11 protein-coding genes are annotated in these 16416 nt (G+C 72.8%); 8 read left to right on the forward strand and 3 right to left on the reverse strand.

Translation table 11 applies throughout. The features are described 5' to 3' along the window. Window positions 1–129: 129 nt before the first annotated feature. The 3 genes from OG472_RS15350 (at window position 130) to OG472_RS15360 (ending at window position 5087) form a co-directional block, all read left to right on the forward strand. On the forward strand, window positions 130–1734 hold the full coding sequence (locus OG472_RS15350; protein ID WP_405941549.1) for a multicopper oxidase family protein: 1605 nt from the start codon (window positions 130–132) through the stop codon (window positions 1732–1734). A gap of 163 nt (window positions 1735–1897) precedes the next feature. After that, window positions 1898–3259 (forward strand): hypothetical protein, encoded by a 1362-nt coding sequence (locus OG472_RS15355; RefSeq protein WP_405941550.1) that lies wholly within the window; start codon window positions 1898–1900, stop codon window positions 3257–3259. A 73-nt stretch (window positions 3260–3332) separates the two neighbouring features. Next, a complete protein-coding gene (locus tag OG472_RS15360; RefSeq protein ID WP_401601552.1) occupies window positions 3333–5087 on the forward strand; it encodes an NAD+ synthase in 1755 nt (584 codons plus the stop codon). A 103-nt stretch (window positions 5088–5190) separates the two neighbouring features. On the opposite strand, the gene OG472_RS15365 is transcribed toward OG472_RS15360, so the two are convergent. Beyond that, window positions 5191–6219, reverse strand: a complete 1029-nt coding sequence (locus OG472_RS15365; protein ID WP_401601555.1) for an endonuclease/exonuclease/phosphatase family protein — start codon at window positions 6217–6219, stop codon at window positions 5191–5193. Between the two features lie 287 nt (window positions 6220–6506). Here OG472_RS15365 and panB point away from each other — a divergent pair, with 287 nt between their 5' ends. From panB to OG472_RS15380, 3 genes are all read left to right on the forward strand, one after another. Next, complete coding sequence (gene panB / locus OG472_RS15370) at window positions 6507–7385, forward strand: 3-methyl-2-oxobutanoate hydroxymethyltransferase (protein ID WP_383572075.1); 879 nt, start codon at window positions 6507–6509, stop codon at window positions 7383–7385. 131 nt (window positions 7386–7516) lie between these two features. Continuing rightward, window positions 7517–8530: an ATP-binding cassette domain-containing protein gene (locus OG472_RS15375; protein ID WP_383572072.1), complete on the forward strand. Its 1014-nt coding sequence runs from the start codon at window positions 7517–7519 to the stop codon at window positions 8528–8530. Continuing rightward, window positions 8527–9378, forward strand: a complete 852-nt coding sequence (locus tag OG472_RS15380; RefSeq protein WP_405829884.1) for an ABC transporter permease — start codon at window positions 8527–8529, stop codon at window positions 9376–9378. The genes OG472_RS15375 and OG472_RS15380 overlap by 4 nt, the downstream gene beginning before the upstream one ends. Window positions 9379–9434: 56 nt before the next feature. Here OG472_RS15380 and OG472_RS15385 read toward each other — a convergent pair whose 3' ends face one another. Then, window positions 9435–12983: an AfsR/SARP family transcriptional regulator gene (locus tag OG472_RS15385; RefSeq protein ID WP_405941551.1), complete on the reverse strand. Its 3549-nt coding sequence runs from the start codon at window positions 12981–12983 to the stop codon at window positions 9435–9437. A gap of 73 nt (window positions 12984–13056) precedes the next feature. Here OG472_RS15385 and OG472_RS15390 point away from each other — a divergent pair, with 73 nt between their 5' ends. Further along, window positions 13057–13851 (forward strand): site-2 protease family protein, encoded by a 795-nt coding sequence (locus OG472_RS15390; RefSeq protein WP_405829885.1) that lies wholly within the window; start codon window positions 13057–13059, stop codon window positions 13849–13851. Between the two features lie 19 nt (window positions 13852–13870). Here OG472_RS15390 and OG472_RS15395 read toward each other — a convergent pair whose 3' ends face one another. Next, entirely contained in the window at window positions 13871–14053 is a 183-nt protein-coding gene (locus OG472_RS15395; protein WP_030723453.1) for a hypothetical protein, read from the reverse strand. A 238-nt stretch (window positions 14054–14291) separates the two neighbouring features. Between OG472_RS15395 and OG472_RS15400 the strand changes: the two genes are divergently transcribed. Then, entirely contained in the window at window positions 14292–16355 is a 2064-nt protein-coding gene (locus OG472_RS15400; RefSeq protein WP_405829887.1) for a TerD family protein, read from the forward strand. Window positions 16356–16416 lie beyond the last annotated feature (61 nt).

Consider the following 16416-nt stretch of genomic DNA (forward strand, 5'->3'; position numbering starts at 1 on the left):
TGCCCGTACGCAGGGGCACCCGCACGCCCGCGGTGTCCCGCTCCCCGTACACCCGCATGCCCGTACGCCCGCGAGGCGGCGCCGAACCGCGCCCATGAATCCGTAACACCAGACCCACGAGGTGCTCCCATGCGCTCTCTTCCCACCCGTCGCGCCGTCCTCGGCGCATCCGCGGCCATCGCCGGCTCCGGACTGCTCGCCGCCTGCTCCGGCTCCTCCGGTTCCTCCGGCACGGACCACGGCTCCATGAACCACGGCGGTTCCGCCGCCGACGGCCCCGAGGGGTACGTGGACCCGGCCGGGCCCGAGGTCCGCGCCGCCGAGGCGGCCCGCAAGGCCACCGGCCCGCTCACCGAGGTCAAGGTCACCGCCACCGCCACCCCGCTCGACCTCGGCGCCGGGCGGACCGTCCGCTCCTGGGCTTACGGGGACAAGCTGCCGGGCCAGGAGATCCGGGCCACCGCCGGCGGCACCCTCTCCCTCACCCTGGCCAACAACCTTCCCGAGGCCACCTCCCTGCACTGGCACGGGCTCTCGCTGCGCAACGACATGGACGGGGTCCCCGGGCTGACCCAGCGGGACATCGCCCCGGGCGGATCCTTCACGTACAAGTTCGCCGTCGCGCAGCCCGGGACGTACTGGTTCCACCCGCACACCGGGGTCCAGCAGGACCGCGGCCTCTACGCCCCGCTCATCATCGAGGACCCGAAGGAACCCCTCTCCTACGACAAGGAGTGGGTGGTGGTCCTGGACGACTGGATCGACGGCGTGGACGGCGCCACCCCGGACGCCGTCCTCGCCGAACTCCGCAAGGGCATGAACGCAGACGGGGCCGGAGGCGGCGGGGGCCACGCCGGGCACGGCGCCCCGCCCGCCCCGGGTGCGAGCCGCCCCGGCGGCCGCTCCCACCTCCTCGTGGGCGCCGACAGCGACATCCTCGGCAAGGACGTGGGCGACGTCGCCTACCCCTACTACCTGATCAACGGCCGGGTGGCGGAGGACCCGTCGGTCTTCACCGCCCGCCCCGGGGACCGGATCCGACTGCGTATCATCAACGCCGGCGGGGACACTCCCTTCCGGATCGCCCTCGGCGGCCACGAGCTGACGGTCACCCACACCGACGGCTACCCGGTGGAGCACGTGAAGGCCAGTTCCCTGCTCCTGGGCATGGGCGAGCGGTACGACGTCCTGGTCACCGCCCAGGACGGGGTGTTCCCGCTCACCGCGCTGGCCGAGGGCAAGGGGCAGTCGGCGCTGGCGGTGCTGCGCACCGGGGCGGGTACGGCGCCCACGGCCGCGACCCGGCCGGCCGAACTGGACGTGCGGCCTCCGTCGGCGGACACGTTCAAGGCCGCCGGTACGGCCGTACTGGCCCCGCGCGAGCCGGACCGTACGGTGCAGATCCGCCTGACCGGCTCCATGACCCGGTACGACTGGGCCTTCGACGGCAAGCCGTACACACCGGACCAGCGGCACCCGGTGAAGGCGGGCGAGCGGGTCCGGCTCGAGTTCCGCAACGCGACCCCGATGTGGCACCCGCTGCACGTGCACGGCCACACCTTCGCGCTGGGCGGAGGGGCCGGCGGGGCGCGGAAGGACACCTCGGTCATCCTGCCGGGCGGCAGGCTGACGGCGGACTTCGACGCGGACAACCCCGGGCTGTGGATGGTCCATTGCCACAACGTCTACCACTCGGAGTCCGGAATGATGACGGTCCTGGGCTACCAGCTGTAGGCAGCGGCCGTACGGTCCCGGGCCCGGCTCCTTCGGCGGGCAGGCCCGGGCCCCGGTCCCGGCCCCCGCCCGGGCCCGGGCGGGAATTCGGAGGGGCGCGGGCCGTGGGCATGGCACCCTTGCGGTGATCACAGCAGCTGCGACGAAGGACGCCCCCGCCGGTATGAGCACCCCGCCGAACCCGCCCAGTACCCCCGCCGAACCCCCGACGGAGCCGGCGCGGACCCCGATACCCGAGACGGCCTCCATACCGGCGCCCGTGCAGCCGCTCTCGCTCGACAAGACCCCGGCCACGGCGGCCACCGAGGCTCCCGCGACCCCGCCCGCCGCCGGGGCGCCGGAGGCCACCGGGGCGCCGGCCGCCGCGGAATCCCCGGCTCCTGGCGAGGCCCCGGCCCCCGCCGAGGTCCCGGCAGCCCCTGCTCCCGAGACGATCGAGGCGCCCGCCGCCCCGGCAGCCCACGAGGCCCCGGCCGCCCCTGCGGGCTCTGCCGCCCCCGAAGCCCCGGCCGCCCCCGGCCCGTCGCAGTTCGCCCCGCCCGCGCCGTCGCCGTTCGCCACGCCCGCCCCCGGCGCCGCCTCGCCGTTCGCGACGCCCGCCCCCGGTTCCATACCGTCGCCGTTCGCCACGCCCGCGCCGGGCGCCCCGACCGCCCCCGGCATGCCCGGCGCCCCCGCCTGGGGCCAGCCCGCCTGGGGCGCGGGCCCGTACGGCGGTTACCCGCAGCAGCCGAAGCCGCCCACCAACGGCCTGGCCGTCGCCGCCGTGATCGTCGCCAGCTTCGGCGTCATGACCGCCGTCGTGCCCTTCTTCTTCTGGGCCGGCGCCCTGCTGGCCGTCGTCGCCACGGGCCTCGGCATCGGCGCCGTCGTCCGCGCCAACAACGGCGCCCCGAACAAGGCGATGGCCGTCGTCGGCACCGCCCTCGGCGTGCTCGGCCTCGCCGCCTCGATCGGCGGCTTCTTCATCACGGCCGCCTTCCTCGAGAACACCTCCGGTCGCGGTCGCCACGAGCAGGGCATCGGCATCGACGAGGACGACATGGACCTGGAGGGCCTCTACCCCAGCGGTGAGCCCTGGCCGTCCGCGTCCCGGTCGCCCTCGCAGGTCCCGGGCCTGACCAGCGCGCTGCCGTTCGGCGAGACCTTCACCTACCCGAACGGCGTCAAGGTGAGCCTGTCGGCGCCGACGAAGTACGAGCCGAAGGGCATCATCGCCCGCGAGCGGGTGAAGAACGCGATCCAGCTGACGGTCACGATCACCAACGGTTCGTCCTCGCCGCACGAGGTCATCTACGCGATGCCCAACGTCCGCGACGAGCAGGGCATGACCGCCGAGATGGTCTTCGACAGCGGCGGCTCCGGCAGCCGCGTTCCGAAGATGATCGAGGGGTCCATCCTGCCGGGCCAGTCCGCCAGCGGGATCGTGGCCTTCGAGGTCCCCGAAGGCACCAAGAGCATCACCGCGGACATCTCCGCGGGAACCCTGCTCGACGACGTGAAGTACGCCGGCCCGATCGGCTGACGAAGCAGTTCCCGCAAGGGAAAACAGGCGGGGCCCAGGACATCGCGTCAGAAAGACGATTAGACTGGGCCCCGTGCCTCAACTACGCCTCGCTCTGAATCAGATCGACTCGCACGTCGGCAACATCGCCGCCAACGCCGACTCGGTCGTGCACTGGACCCGGCACTCCGCCGAGCAGGGTGCCCACCTGGTGGCGTTCCCGGAGATGATGCTGACCGGGTACCCCGTCGAGGACCTCGCCCTGCGCGGCTCCTTCGTCGAGGCCTCCCGCGCCGCGCTGCGCGGGCTCGCGGAGCGGCTGGCGGCCGAGGGCCTCGGCGAACTGCCGGTCGTCGTCGGCTACCTCGACCGCACCGAGAAGGCCGTCCCCCGGCTCGGCAAGCCGGCCGGCTCCCCCGAGAACGCGGCGGCCGTGCTGCACCGCGGGCAGGTCGTCCTGCGCTTCGCCAAGCACCACCTGCCCAACTACGGGGTGTTCGACGAGTTCCGGTACTTCGTGCCGGGCGACACCCAGCCCGTGATCCGGGTGCACGGCGTCGACGTGGCCCTGGCCATCTGCGAGGACCTCTGGCAGGAGGGCGGCCGGGTCCCGGCCACCCGCTCCGCCGGGGCCGGACTGCTGATCTCCGTCAACGCCTCACCGTACGAGCGCAACAAGGACGACCTGCGCCTCGAACTCGTCCAGAAGCGGGCCCAGGAGGCCGGCTGCACCCTCGCCTATCTGGCGATGATCGGCGGCCAGGACGAGCTGGTCTTCGACGGCGACTCGATCGTCGTCGACGCCGACGGCGAGGTCATCGCCCGCGCCCCGCAGTTCTCCGAGGGCTGCGTCCTGGTCGACCTCGACCTGCCCGCCGCGCGCGCCGACGCCCCCGAGGGCGTGGTGGACGACGGGCTGCGCATCGACCGCGTGATCCTGTCCGAAGAGCCGGTGGAGCCGTACGAGGCCGTGGTCACCGGCGGTTACGCAGACCGCCTCGACGACGACGAGGAGGTCTACGACGCGCTGGTCGTGGGCCTGCGCGCGTACGTGAAGAAGAACGGGTTCCGCTCCGTCCTGGTCGGGCTCTCCGGAGGCATCGACTCCGCCCTCGTCGCCGCCATCGCCTGCGACGCGATCGGCGCGCAGAACGTGTACGGCATCTCGATGCCGTCGAAGTACTCCTCGGACCATTCCAAGGGGGACGCGGCCGACCTGGCCGAGCGGACCGGCCTGAACTTCCGGACCGTGCCGATCGAGCCGATGTTCGACGCGTACATGGGCTCGCTGGGCCTCACCGGCCTGGCCGAGGAGAACCTGCAGTCCCGGCTGCGCGGCACCATGCTGATGGCGGTCTCCAACCAGGAGGGCCACATCGTGCTGGCCCCGGGCAACAAGTCGGAGCTGGCCGTCGGCTACTCCACGCTCTACGGGGACTCGGTGGGCGCTTACGGCCCGATCAAGGACGTCTACAAGACGGACGTCTTCCGGCTCGCGCAGTACCGCAACCGGGCCGCCGCCGAACGCGGCGAGACCCCGCCGATCCCGGAGAACTCCATCGTGAAGCCGCCGAGCGCCGAACTGCGCCCGGGCCAGGTGGACACCGACTCGCTGCCGGACTACCCGGTGCTCGACGCGATCCTGGCCCTGTACGTGGACCGCGACCAGGGCATGGAGGCGATCGTGGAGGCCGGCTTCGGCCGTGAGCTGGTGGCCCGGACCCTGCGGATGGTGGACACGGCGGAGTACAAGCGCCGCCAGTACCCGCCGGGCACGAAGATCTCCGCGAAGGGCTTCGGCAAGGACCGCCGGCTGCCGATCACGAACGGCTGGCGCGAGCAGGCGTAGCCACCGCGCGCGGCTGCCGGGCCCGGAGGCCGGGCCCGGCAGCCGTGTGCGTCAGCCGTGTGCGTCAGCCGTGTGCGTCAGCCGTGTGCGTCAGCCGTGTGCGTCAGGGCTTGACCGTGACCCGGGCGGCGACCGGAAGGTGGTCGCTGCCCGTGCGCGGCAGGGTCCACGAGGCCTCCGGCCGGATCCCGCGGACCATGATCTGGTCGATCCTGGCCATCGGGAACTGCGCCGGCCAGCTGAAGCCGAAGCCGTCGCCCGCCGCACCCTGGGTGGAGCGCATCTGCGAGGTCACCTCGGACAGGGCGCGGTCGTTCATGGTGCCGTTGAGGTCGCCGAGCAGGATGACCTTCTTCAGCGGTTCGGCGGCGAGCGCGGCGCCCAGCGCGTCGGCGCTGTCGTCGCGCTGGTTCGCGGTGAAGCCGGCGTTCAGCTTGACCCGGACCGAGGGGAGGTGGGCGACGAAGGCCGCGACCTTGCCGTGCGGGGTGTCGACGGTGGCGCGCATGGCCCGGGTCCAGCCCATCCTGATGTCGACGGGCGCGCTCGCGCTCAGCGGGTACTTGCTCCACACGCCGACCGTGCCCTCGACCGAGTGGTACTTGTACGTGCCCGCCAGGGCCTTCTCGTAGACGGGGACCGCGCTCCCCTTGAGCTCGGTGAGGGCCAGGATGTCGGCCCCGGACCTGGCGACCGATTCGGCGGTGCCGCCCGGGTCGGGGTTGTCGGCGTCGACGTTGTGGGTGGCGACCACGAGGTTGCCGCCGGAGCCGGACTTGTCGGTGACCAGGCCGCCGAAGAGGTTCACCCAGACCGCGCCGGTCAGCACGAGGGCGATGAGCGCGGTCGCGGACTTGCGGAAGACGGCTCCGGCCAGCAGGACCGGGACGGCCAGACCCAGCCAGGGCAGGAAGGTCTCGGTGAGGCTGCCGAGGTTGCCCACGTCGTTGGGCAGCTCCGCGTGGAAGATCATCACCAGCGAGATCAGTACGGAGACCGCGGCGAGCACCCATCCCCGCCGCCAGATCCCGGGGTCCTTGCGCAGTTCGGCCAGCCGGCGCCGGAAGCGGGATCCGGAGGGCTCGGGCTCCGAGCCGCCGTTCCCCGATTCCGTCATGTACGCCTGTGCCATGCCACTGCCCTCGCTGCCGTGCTCGCGCTCCGTCCCCGCCCCTTGACCCTAGGCGATGCACGAAGCCTTCCGTGTCGTACGTCACGACCGCCCGTCACGGTCGTACGTCCGGGAGGACGAACGGCCGTGCGCACGGGGTTCCGGTTGTCACGAAACGCGCACATTGGATCCTTCGGGGCGGTGTGCTCCCCGCACTACTTCCGCCTTCGGCCCCGCGGATGCCACCATGGTGGGTGAGTCCGGGGACGCCGTGAGGGCGCCTCGAGATGACACAAGGAGCAGTTGCAATGACGCATGCCGTTTCGCCTGCCCGCGAACCCGCAGCAGCAGCTTCGTCGGGCCCCCCGACCCTGTACGGAGGCACGGGCACCCGGCGCATCACCGTCCGCGATCTGACCCTCGCCAAGGAACGCGGCGAGAAGTGGCCCATGCTCACCGCATACGACGCGATGACCGCGTCCGTCTTCGACGAGTCCGGCATCCCGGTCATCCTCGTCGGCGACTCCATGGGCAATTGCCACCTCGGCTACGACTCCACCGTCCCGGTGACGATGGACCAGATGGCCATGCTCTCCGCGGCCGTCGTACGGGGCACGAGCCGCGCCCTGGTCATCGGCGACATGCCGTTCGGCTCGTACCAGGAAGGCGCCGTGCAGGCGCTGCGCAGCGCCACCCGTCTCGTGAAGGAGGCCGGGGTCGGAGCGGTGAAGCTGGAGGGCGGCGAGCGCTCGCTGGCCCAGACCGAGCTGATCGTGCAGTCCGGCATCCCCGTCATGTCCCACCTGGGCCTGACCCCGCAGTCCGTCAACGCGATGGGCTACCGGGTGCAGGGCCGCGGCGACGAGGCCGCGCACCAGCTGCTGCGCGACGCGAAGGCGGCGCAGGACGCGGGCGCGTTCGCGGTGGTGCTGGAGCTCGTCCCGGCCGAGCTGGCCGCCGAGGTGACCCGGTCCCTGCACATCCCGACGGTCGGCATCGGCGCCGGCTCGGAGTGCGACGCGCAGGTGCTGGTGTGGACCGACATGATGGGCCTGACCGGCGGGAAGCTGCCGCGGTTCGTGAAGCAGTACGCGAACCTGCGGGCGACCATGGGCGACGCGGCGAAGGCCTTCGCCGCGGACGTGGTCGGCGGAACGTTCCCGCAGGAAGAGCACGCCTTCCACTGATGAGGTGAACGGCCGCTCCGGCGGCCCCGCGACAGCCCGCCGACCGTGTGTCGGCGGGCTGTCGTATGCCTGTCGTACGTTTGTCGGTCGACTGTCGGTGCTTTGTCAGTGGCGGCTGCTCCCATAGGGGCATGACGCGAAACGACAACAAGCCCAACGCCGTGGAGGTACGGGGGCTGGTCAAGCACTACGGCGAGACCAAAGCCCTCGACGGTGTCGACCTGGATGTCCGGGAGGGCACGGTCCTCGGGGTCCTCGGCCCCAACGGCGCCGGCAAGACGACGCTGGTCCGCTGCCTCTCCACCCTGATCACCCCCGACGCCGGCACGGCCGTCGTCGCCGGGTTCGACGTGGTCCGCCAGCCGCGGCAGCTGCGCCGCACCATCGGCCTCACCGGCCAGTACGCCTCGGTCGACGAGAAGCTCTCCGGCTGGGAGAACCTCTACATGATCGGGCGGCTGCTCGACCTGTCCCGCAAGGACGCCCGCCTCCGCGCGGACGAGATGCTGGAGCGGTTCTCCCTGACCGAGGCGGCCAAGAAGGCCGCCATGAACTACTCCGGCGGCATGCGCCGCCGGCTCGACCTCGCCGCCTCCCTGATCGGCAACCCGGCCGTGCTCTACCTGGACGAGCCGACCACCGGTCTCGACCCCCGCACCCGCAACGAGGTGTGGGACGAGGTCCAGCGGCTGGTCGCCGAGGGCGCCACCGTGCTGCTCACCACCCAGTACATGGAGGAGGCCGAGCAGCTCGCCAGCGAGCTGACGGTCATCGACCGCGGCAAGGTCATCGCCAACGGCAAGGTCGACGAGCTGAAGGCGCGCGTCGGCGGCCGCACCCTGAAGATCCGCCCCGTGGCCTCCGCCGACCTGCCGGGCATGGCCCGCGCGCTGGCCGAGGCGGGACTGGACGGCGTGGCCGGCACCCAGGCCGTGCCGGACGAGGGCGTCCTGCTGGTCCCGATCCTGAGCGACGAGCAGCTGACCGCCGTGGTCGGCCTGCTGGCCGCCCGCGGGTACGCGATCGCCGACCTCGGCACCTACCTGCCCAGCCTCGACGAGGTGTTCCTGGCCATCACCGGCCAGAAGCCGGCCTCCGTCGAGGACTCCGTCCCCACCGAGAAGACCGAGGAGGTCGCGGCATGAGCACCGTAACCACGACGAAGACCGCTCCCACCGCGCCCGGTCCGGCCCCGGTGGACGGCCCGTCCGGCGAAGGCCGGATCGGACTGCGCGCCAACCTGCGGCACATCGGAGCACTCGTGCGCCGCAACGCCCTGCAGATCAAGCAGGACCCCGAGTCGATGTTCGACGTCCTGTTCATGCCGATCATCTTCACGCTGCTGTTCGTGTTCGTCTTCGGCGGCGCCGTCTCCGGCAAGGGCAACCAGAGCCAGTACGTCAGCTACCTGGTCCCGGGCCTCATGGCCATGATGGGCATGAACATCGCCATGGCGGTGGGCACCGGGGTCAACGACGACTTCAAGAAGGGCGTGATGGACCGCTTCCGGTCCATGCCGATCGCCCGGTCGTCCGTACTCCTCGCCAAGATCGTCGTCGAGATCGGCCGGATGCTCGTCGCCATCACGATCCTGCTGGGCATGGGCTTCATCCTGGGCCTGTCGATCAAGGGCTCGATCGTGGACCTGTTCCTGGCCATCGGCCTGTCGGTCGTCTTCGGCGCCTCGCTGATGTGGATCTTCATACTGCTGGGTCTCACCCTGAGCTCCGCGCAGGCCGTCCAGGGCATGGCCATGATGGTCCTGATGCCGCTCCAGTTCGGCAGCTCCATCTTCGCCATGCCGTCCACGATGCCGGGCTGGCTGCAGACCTTCACGGACTACAACCCGCTGTCGAACCTGGCCGACGCGGCCCGGGCCCTGATCAACGGAACACCGGTGGGCGACTCGGTGTGGATGACCCTGGCCTGGTCGGTCGCCATCACCGCGGTCACCATGCCGCTCGCGGTACGGAAGTTCCGCCAGAAGACCTGACCCGCGGACCGATCCGTTCGGATCGCGTCCCGGACGGACACCGGCCGGGGGCCGGGTCAGATGAGGGCGGTGGCCTCCTCCATGGTGAGGCCGCCGCCTTCGGCGTACGCCTTCTCGAAGGCCGCGCCGCCGAGCGCCGCCCGCGCCAGCTCCTCGACGCGGGCGGCGTCCTCGCGTTCCGTGGTGATCGGGAAGTGCCCGGGCGGCAGGTGGGTCCGGTAGGCACCGAACAGCCGGGCGGCGTCGTACGCGCGCCGCGGGCCGCCGAGCGAGACGAGGGAGACGGCCCCCGTCAGCAGGTACACGGCGGGCAGCTGCGGGGCGACCATCATCACGAGCGGGTCCCGGACCCTGTTCGTGGCCTCGCGGATCCGCACCAGCGCTTCCTCGTACTCGCCCTCCTGGTTGTCCAGCCAGGCCGTCGTGGCGAGGAGGAACACGTCGAAGACGGCGTACGCACCGAGCGCGAAGTCCTCGCGCAGCGCCTCGATCTGGGCCCGGGCCTCGGAGATCCGGCCGGTGCGGCCGAGGAGGCCCGCGAGGAACATCCGGGCGGCGGGCATGGCCTCGTTGCCGTACCCCTGCCACCGTGCCGTGATCTCGGTGAGGATCGCCTCGGCCTCCTCGGCCTCCCCGTTCTCGACCAGCGTCCCGGCCATCCGTACGCGCAACACCGTCACCTGGGCGTTGGCGCCCAGGCGTTCGGCGTGCTCGATCGCGGCCCGGAAGTCCTCGGCGGCCAGCGCGTACATGCCGCGCTTCTCCCGGGACTCGGCGCGCGCGGACAGCGCCTCGGCGCAGCCCCAGTCGTCGCCGAGCTCGCGGAAGAGGGCCAGGCTCTCCTCGGCGTCGCGGGCGGCGTCGCCGGCCCAGTCCGCCCGGTTGGCGAGGATGTTGGCCCGGAGCTGCAGGGCGGACGCGAGCTCCCAGCGGAAGCCGAAGGCGCGGGCGGTCTCGACGGTCTCGTCCACGACGCGCTGCAGCATCCCGGGGTCGCCCGCGATCATGACGGCGTAGATCCAGAGGGAGGAAGGGGACCGGCAGGTCTGCGGCAGCCCGGGCCGGTAGGCGGCGAGCACGCCGTCGATCTGGGTACGGACCTCGGGGGTGTCCCAGGTGTCGCTGTTCTGGTCGCGGGCGGCCAGCCGGATCAGCTGGATGCCGCGCCAGGCCTCGGTGAGCAGTTCGCCGGTGTACGGCGGGGGCGTGTCGACGATGCGCTCGTGGACGGGCTCGGCGGGGACGGTGGGCGCCGCGAAGGGGTTGGGGCCGAGCGCGGCGGCCGCCTCGGACCAGTGCCGGGACTCGGTGGCCAGGTCGTGCATGTGCCAGTACCAGCCCAGGGAGTGGACGAGGCACAGCACTTCGCCGGCGTCGCGGGCGGCGACCGCGCGGCGCAGGGCGGTACGGATGTTCTCGTACTCGGTGACGAGCCGCTCGGTGGCGGCCCGCTGGCCGTGCCCGCGGAGCAGGGGCTCGTTGGCGCGGGCCAGTTCGCGGTAGTGGACGAGGTGGCGGCGCTCGGTGTGCTCGCGGTCGCCCTCGGCGGCGGCGAGGCGCTCGGCGGCGTACTCGGCGACGGTCTCCAAGAGGCGGTAGCGCATGCCGGAGCCGTCGCGGCCGGGGGCGGCGACGACGAGGGATTTGTCGACGAGGGAGCCGAGGACGTCGGCGGTGTCGTAGGAGGGGTCGGCGCAGACGTCCTCGGCGGCGGCGAGGTCGCAGCCGCCGGCGAAGACGGACAGACGGCGCAGGACGGTGCGTTCGGGCACGTCGAGGAGGTCCCACGACCAGTCCACGACCGCACGCAGGGTCTGCTGCCGGGGCAGCACGGTACGGGCACCGCTGGTCAGCAGCCGGAAACGGTCGTCGAGCCGGTCGGCGATCTGGCGCGGGGTCAGCAGCCGCAACCGGGCGGCGGCCAGCTCGATGGCCAGCGGCAGACCGTCCAGACGCCGGCAGATCTCCGCCGCCGCAGCCGGATCGTCATCCGTACGGAAACCCGGCCGGGCCGCAGCCCCACGGTCACCGAGCAGCCGCAGCGCCACGGGATCGGGCAGCGGCTCCACCGGACGCAGCGACTCCCCCGGAACCCCCAACGGCTCACGGCTCGTCGCCAGGATCTGCACACCCGGACAGCGCGCCAGGAGCTCCTCCGCCAACTCCGCGGCGGCACCGATGACGTGCTCGCAGTTGTCGAGCAGCAGCAGGAGCCGCTGGCGTGCGCAGTGCTCGGCGAGCCGGTCCAGCGGGGCGTCGCCGGTCCGGTCGGTCAGGGCCCGCAGCTCCTCGGCGGCGGCGCCGCGCAGCTTGGTCTCCCGGGCCCCGAGTGCGGCGAGCGCGGCCTCGGCGACGTCCTCCGGGTCGTCCACGGGGGCCAGCTCGACGAACCACACCCCGTCGGGCCATCCGCCGCGCGCGTCGTGCGCTTCGGCGGCCTCCTGCGAGAGCCGCGTCTTGCCGGCCCCGCCGGGCCCGAGGAGCGTGACGAGCCGCGCCCGCGCGAGATCGTCCCCGATGGCCCGGATGTCGTCCTCACGGCCGACGAAGGTGGTGAGCCGGGCCCGCAGATTCCCACTGCCCCGTCCGCCCTGCCGGGCCGCCTCGGGCGCCGACGGCGGGTACGGGCCCGACCGGGAGCCGGCGGACCCCGCGGCGTAGGCGGTGGCGCCCTGGCCCGGCTGCGCCGGATGCCCGCCCGGGGCCGAGTCGGGGGCGCCCGGCCGCCATCCCTCGCGGGGGGCGGCGCCGGGCGGGGTGGCCGGTGCCGAGCCCCGGCCGGACGGCCCGGGTCCGGTCGGCGCGCCGACGCCAGAGCCCTGCTCGGGCCGTATCGGGTGCGCGGCGCCGCCGGTGTCGGCCGGGTAGGGGGCGGGCTCGGGGCGACGGGGCGCCGAGGGGGTGAGGAGTTCGGTGTGCAGGGTGCGCAGGGCGGGGCCCGGGTCCGTGCCGAGCCGGGCCGCCAGGTCCCGGCGTACGGCGTCGTACGCGGCCAGCGCCTCCGCCGGGCGGCCCGCGTCGCGCAGCGCCCGGATGCGCAGGGCCTGCAGCGGCTCGTCCAGCGGCTGCTGCGCGCACAGCGCGGTCAGTTCCGGCAGGGCCCGCTCGGCCCCGCCCAGGGCCAGGGCCGCCGCGAGCCGGCCCCGGCGCGCGTCCATCCGTACGGCCTCCCAGCGCGCGGACTCCGCGCCCGGGTCCGGCAGGTCGGCGAGGGCGGGCCCGCGCCACAGGGCGAGGGCCTCCTCGTAGCGGGCGGCGGCCTCGGCCGGGTCCCGCGTCTCGGCCGCGGACCGGGCGAGGCGCTCGAAGCGGTACAGGTCGACGTCCTCGCGTTCGGCGGCGAGCTGGTAGCCGCCCTCCGCGGAGCGCACGGCCGCGTGCCCGAGGGCCCGCCGCAGCCGGGCGACCAGCGCCTGCAGGGCGGCCACCGCGTCGGCCGGCGGGTCACCGTCCCACACCTCGGCGACCAGCAGCGCGGCCGGCACCACCCGCCCCGGCCGCAGCGCGAGCGCGGTCAGGAGCGCCCGCAGGCGCGCTCCGCCGACGGCGACGGGGGTCCCGTCGTCGTGGATGGCCTGGGCGGTGCCGAGAATTGCGTAACGCACCGGCCCATTGTCCCCGCACCCCGCCCCGGCCCCGAACCGTTTTCGCTCCGGAGGCCGGGATAGGTTTCCGGGCATGGGTCATCAGGGCAGCCGCGGCGAGCGGCGGATCAGTTCGGTATTCATCGGCATCTTCGCCGTCATGGCCGTCACGGGCTGGGCGGTGTGGACGGGGTACTCGACGAGCACCGGGCTCGCGGTGTTCCTCTTCGTGACGTCGGCGTGGGTCGTCTCCCTCTGCCTGCACGAGTACGCGCACGCCCGCACGGCCCTGCACGGCGGCGACCTCTCGGTGGGCTCCAAGGGCTACCTGACGCTGAATCCGCTGAAGTACACGCACGCGCTGCTCAGCATCGTGCTGCCGGTGCTGTTCGTGATCCTGGGCGGTCTGGGCCTGCCCGGCGGCGCCGTCTACATCGAGCGCGGCCGGATCCGGGGGCGCTGGAAGCACAGCCTCATCTCGGCGGCGGGCCCGCTGACCAACGTGGCGTTCGCCGTCGTCTGCACGGCGCCGTTCTGGCTGGACGCCCTCGACGGGGTGCCGATGCCCTTCCGGTACGCGCTCGCCTTCCTGGCCCTGCTCCAGGTCTCGGCCGCGATCCTGAACTTCCTGCCGGTACCGGGCCTCGACGGCTACGGCGTCATCGAACCCTGGCTGTCGTACCGGGTGCGCCGCGAGGTGGAGCCGCTGGCGCCGTTCGGCCTGATCGCCGTCTTCGCCCTGCTGTGGATCCCGGAGGTCAACGTCTTCTTCTTCGGCGTGGTGCGCGATCTGCTGTCCGCACTGGGCGTGTCGGACCTGGAGACGGACTGCGGCCACGCCCTCTACCGCTTCTGGCAGGACGCCGGCAGCTTCTGCGAGGCCCCCTGACGCGGCCCCGCCCGGCGGCCTACGAGGTCCGCGCGGCCTTCTCGGCCTTCGCCTTGCGCAGGTAGTACCAGGCCAGGTTGGACGTGAGCCCCGCGAGCAGCACCCACACGATCCCGAGGAAGCTGCCCTCGACGAAGGCGACGACGGCCGCGGCCACCGCAAGGACGCAGACGACAACGGCGAAGACGGCAAGGCGGGGCATGGGAAGAGCTCCTCGGGAACACTGAACGGGGTCGAGCCCCTCCAGTGTCCCCCATGCCCCGCAGTGCTGCCGTAAGGACGGAGCCGAACCGCGGTCGTCCCATTTCCCCCTTTGCCTGATCTGCTGCGCTGCTCGGCGCTACGGTTCGCCGGTGACGCGCCGTATCGGGGGCGCGACAGAGCGAACATCCCGGCCCGCTCCGCCCGCGACGGACGACGCCGGCGAGTGGGGGGAAGACATGCAGGAGATCCCAAAGGGCGCGAACGTCAGCCTGACCGCCCTCAGCGAGGACGCCGGTTCGGTCGTCGTGAGTCTGGGCTGGACCAGCACCTCCGGAGCCGGCGATGCCGACGTCTCCGTACTGCTCCTGGACGAGAACGGCAAGGTCCGCGGAGAGAACGACTTCTACTTCTACAACAACCCCGCGGCCGCCGACGGAAGCGTGCAGCTCCTCGGAAAGACGCCCACCGACAGCGGGGACGAAGACCGCATCAGCGTGGACCTGACCGCCGTTCCGGAGGACGTCACGCGGATCGTGGTGGCGGCCAGTCAGTACGGTGGCGCCCGCTTCGGGGACCTCGACGACCTGCGGATGACGGTCGCGGACCGGGCCGGCGAACCACTCGTCGGATTCTCGATCGAGGGCGCGAGCGTGGAGACGGCCTTCATCTTCGGTGAGCTCTACCGTCGGGGCGAGGAGTGGAAGTTCCGGGCCGTGGGGCAGGGGTACGAGACGGGCCTCGCCGGGCTGGCCACCGACTTCGGCATCGCCGTCACCGAGGAGGCCGACGAACCGCCGGCGTCCGAGGCGGCAGGGGAGCCCGGTGGTCCCGGTGAGCCGGGCACTCCCGGAACGGCGGAAGCGCCCGCGCCCGGCGCACCCGTCCCACCCGTCGCACCCGCCGATCGCACTGCTCCCGGCCCCGCCGCCCCCGCCGCGGAACCGGGACCCGCGGCAGCCGCCGTGCCGGCCCAGTCGCGCGGTCGCAGTCCGCGCACGACGAGGAAGAAGGTCACCCTGCCCAAGGTGGCCAAGAACTCCCTCGCCGAGAACGACTCCTGGCCGACGGCGCGGCTGTTCCCGGTGCCCTCCCTCAAGAGCGACAAGGAGCGCGAAGTACGCGCGACCTCGGTCCTGCTGTCGGTGATGGCCCAGGTCCCCGAACTGGGGCGCCGCCTCACCGCCGCGTTCGGTGCCCCGGCCGGCCGCATGCAGACCTTCACCGAGGTGTCCCTGCCCCACGGCGACTCCCCGAAGCGGCCCGACGGTGTGATCCGGGTGGAACGCGCGGGCAGGCTGTGGACGGCGCTCGTGGAGACGAAGACGAACGGCAACCCGCTCAAGGCCGAGCAGGTCCAGCAGTACATGGACATCGCCGCGCGCCGCGGCTACGAGGCGGTGATCACGCTGTCCAACGACGTGGCCCTCGAAGGGGCGGCCATGGTCGACGTCAAGATCGACGGACGGCGCAAGCACAAGGTCAGCCTGTGGCACCTGTCGTGGGCGGAGGTGGCGCACCAGGCCCAGATGCTGATCCGCCACGAGGGCGTCGGCAACGCCGCCCACGCGTGGCTACTCCAGGAGCTCCTGGAGTACCTGCAGCACGAGAACTCCGGGTGCCACGGGTTCCAGAACATGGGACCGGCCTGGGTGCCGGTGCGCAACGGCATCGAGGACGAGACCATCGACCCCGCCGACGCCCGCGCCGTCGACGTCGTGGAGAGCTGGGAGCGGCTCATCCGGCAGGTCTGCCTGCGCCTCGGTGGGGAACTCGGGCAGAAGGCCCTGCCGGTGCAGCGCGCCCGGCGCGGCAGCGATCCACGGGCCCGGCGGGTCACGGCGGCCGGGAGGCTGTGCACGGAGGGGCGGCTCTCCGCGGAACTGCGTGTCGACGGGACCAGCTCCGTCATCGCGGTCATCGCCGATCTGCGGACGGGGAAGGTCCGCACGTCCGTCGACATTCCGGCTCCGGAGGCGGCGTATCCGCTGGCCACGGTGAAGCGGCTGATGCGGCTGCTCTCCGATGCACCGGCGGATCTGCACGTTCAGAGCCTCGTCGAGGGTGAGAACGGGCCGCGCGGCACCCTGGAGCGCCTGCGGCCCGAACCGGGTGATCTGCTGCCCAGGGACGGGGCCCCGCTCAGCGGGTTCCGGCTGTCGCTGATCAAGGGGATGGGCAACAGCCGGGGCAATACCGAGTCCGGCTTCATCCGCAGTGTGGACGGTGCCGTCGACCGCTTCTACCGGGGTGTGGTGGCCCAGCTCGGCGCCGTCGAAGCGCGCCCCGGCCGACGGGGCTGAGCGCGGGGCATGCCCGGCGGTCCGGCCGACGAGGACCGCTCCGCCGTGCATGCCCCGGCAA

Origin of the sequence: Streptomyces sp. NBC_00207, from assembly GCF_045160965.1 — a bacterium.
GTDB lineage: Bacteria > Actinomycetota > Actinomycetes > Streptomycetales > Streptomycetaceae > Streptomyces.

Excerpts from the sequence above, each read along its gene's own strand:
- OG472_RS15350 (WP_405941549.1), top strand. The coding sequence starts at position 130 with ATGCGCTCTCTTCCCACCCGTCGCGCCGTCCTCGGCGCATCCGCGGCC.
- OG472_RS15355 (WP_405941550.1), top strand. The coding sequence starts at position 1,898 with ATGAGCACCCCGCCGAACCCGCCCAGTACCCCCGCCGAACCCCCGACG.
- OG472_RS15365 (WP_401601555.1), bottom strand. The coding sequence starts at position 6,219 with ATGGCACAGGCGTACATGACGGAATCGGGGAACGGCGGCTCGGAGCCC.
- panB (WP_383572075.1), top strand. The coding sequence starts at position 6,507 with ATGACGCATGCCGTTTCGCCTGCCCGCGAACCCGCAGCAGCAGCTTCG.
- OG472_RS15375 (WP_383572072.1), top strand. The coding sequence starts at position 7,517 with ATGACGCGAAACGACAACAAGCCCAACGCCGTGGAGGTACGGGGGCTG.
- OG472_RS15380 (WP_405829884.1), top strand. The coding sequence starts at position 8,527 with ATGAGCACCGTAACCACGACGAAGACCGCTCCCACCGCGCCCGGTCCG.
- OG472_RS15390 (WP_405829885.1), top strand. The coding sequence starts at position 13,057 with ATGGGTCATCAGGGCAGCCGCGGCGAGCGGCGGATCAGTTCGGTATTC.
- OG472_RS15395 (WP_030723453.1), bottom strand. The coding sequence starts at position 14,053 with ATGCCCCGCCTTGCCGTCTTCGCCGTTGTCGTCTGCGTCCTTGCGGTG.
- OG472_RS15400 (WP_405829887.1), top strand. The coding sequence starts at position 14,292 with ATGCAGGAGATCCCAAAGGGCGCGAACGTCAGCCTGACCGCCCTCAGC.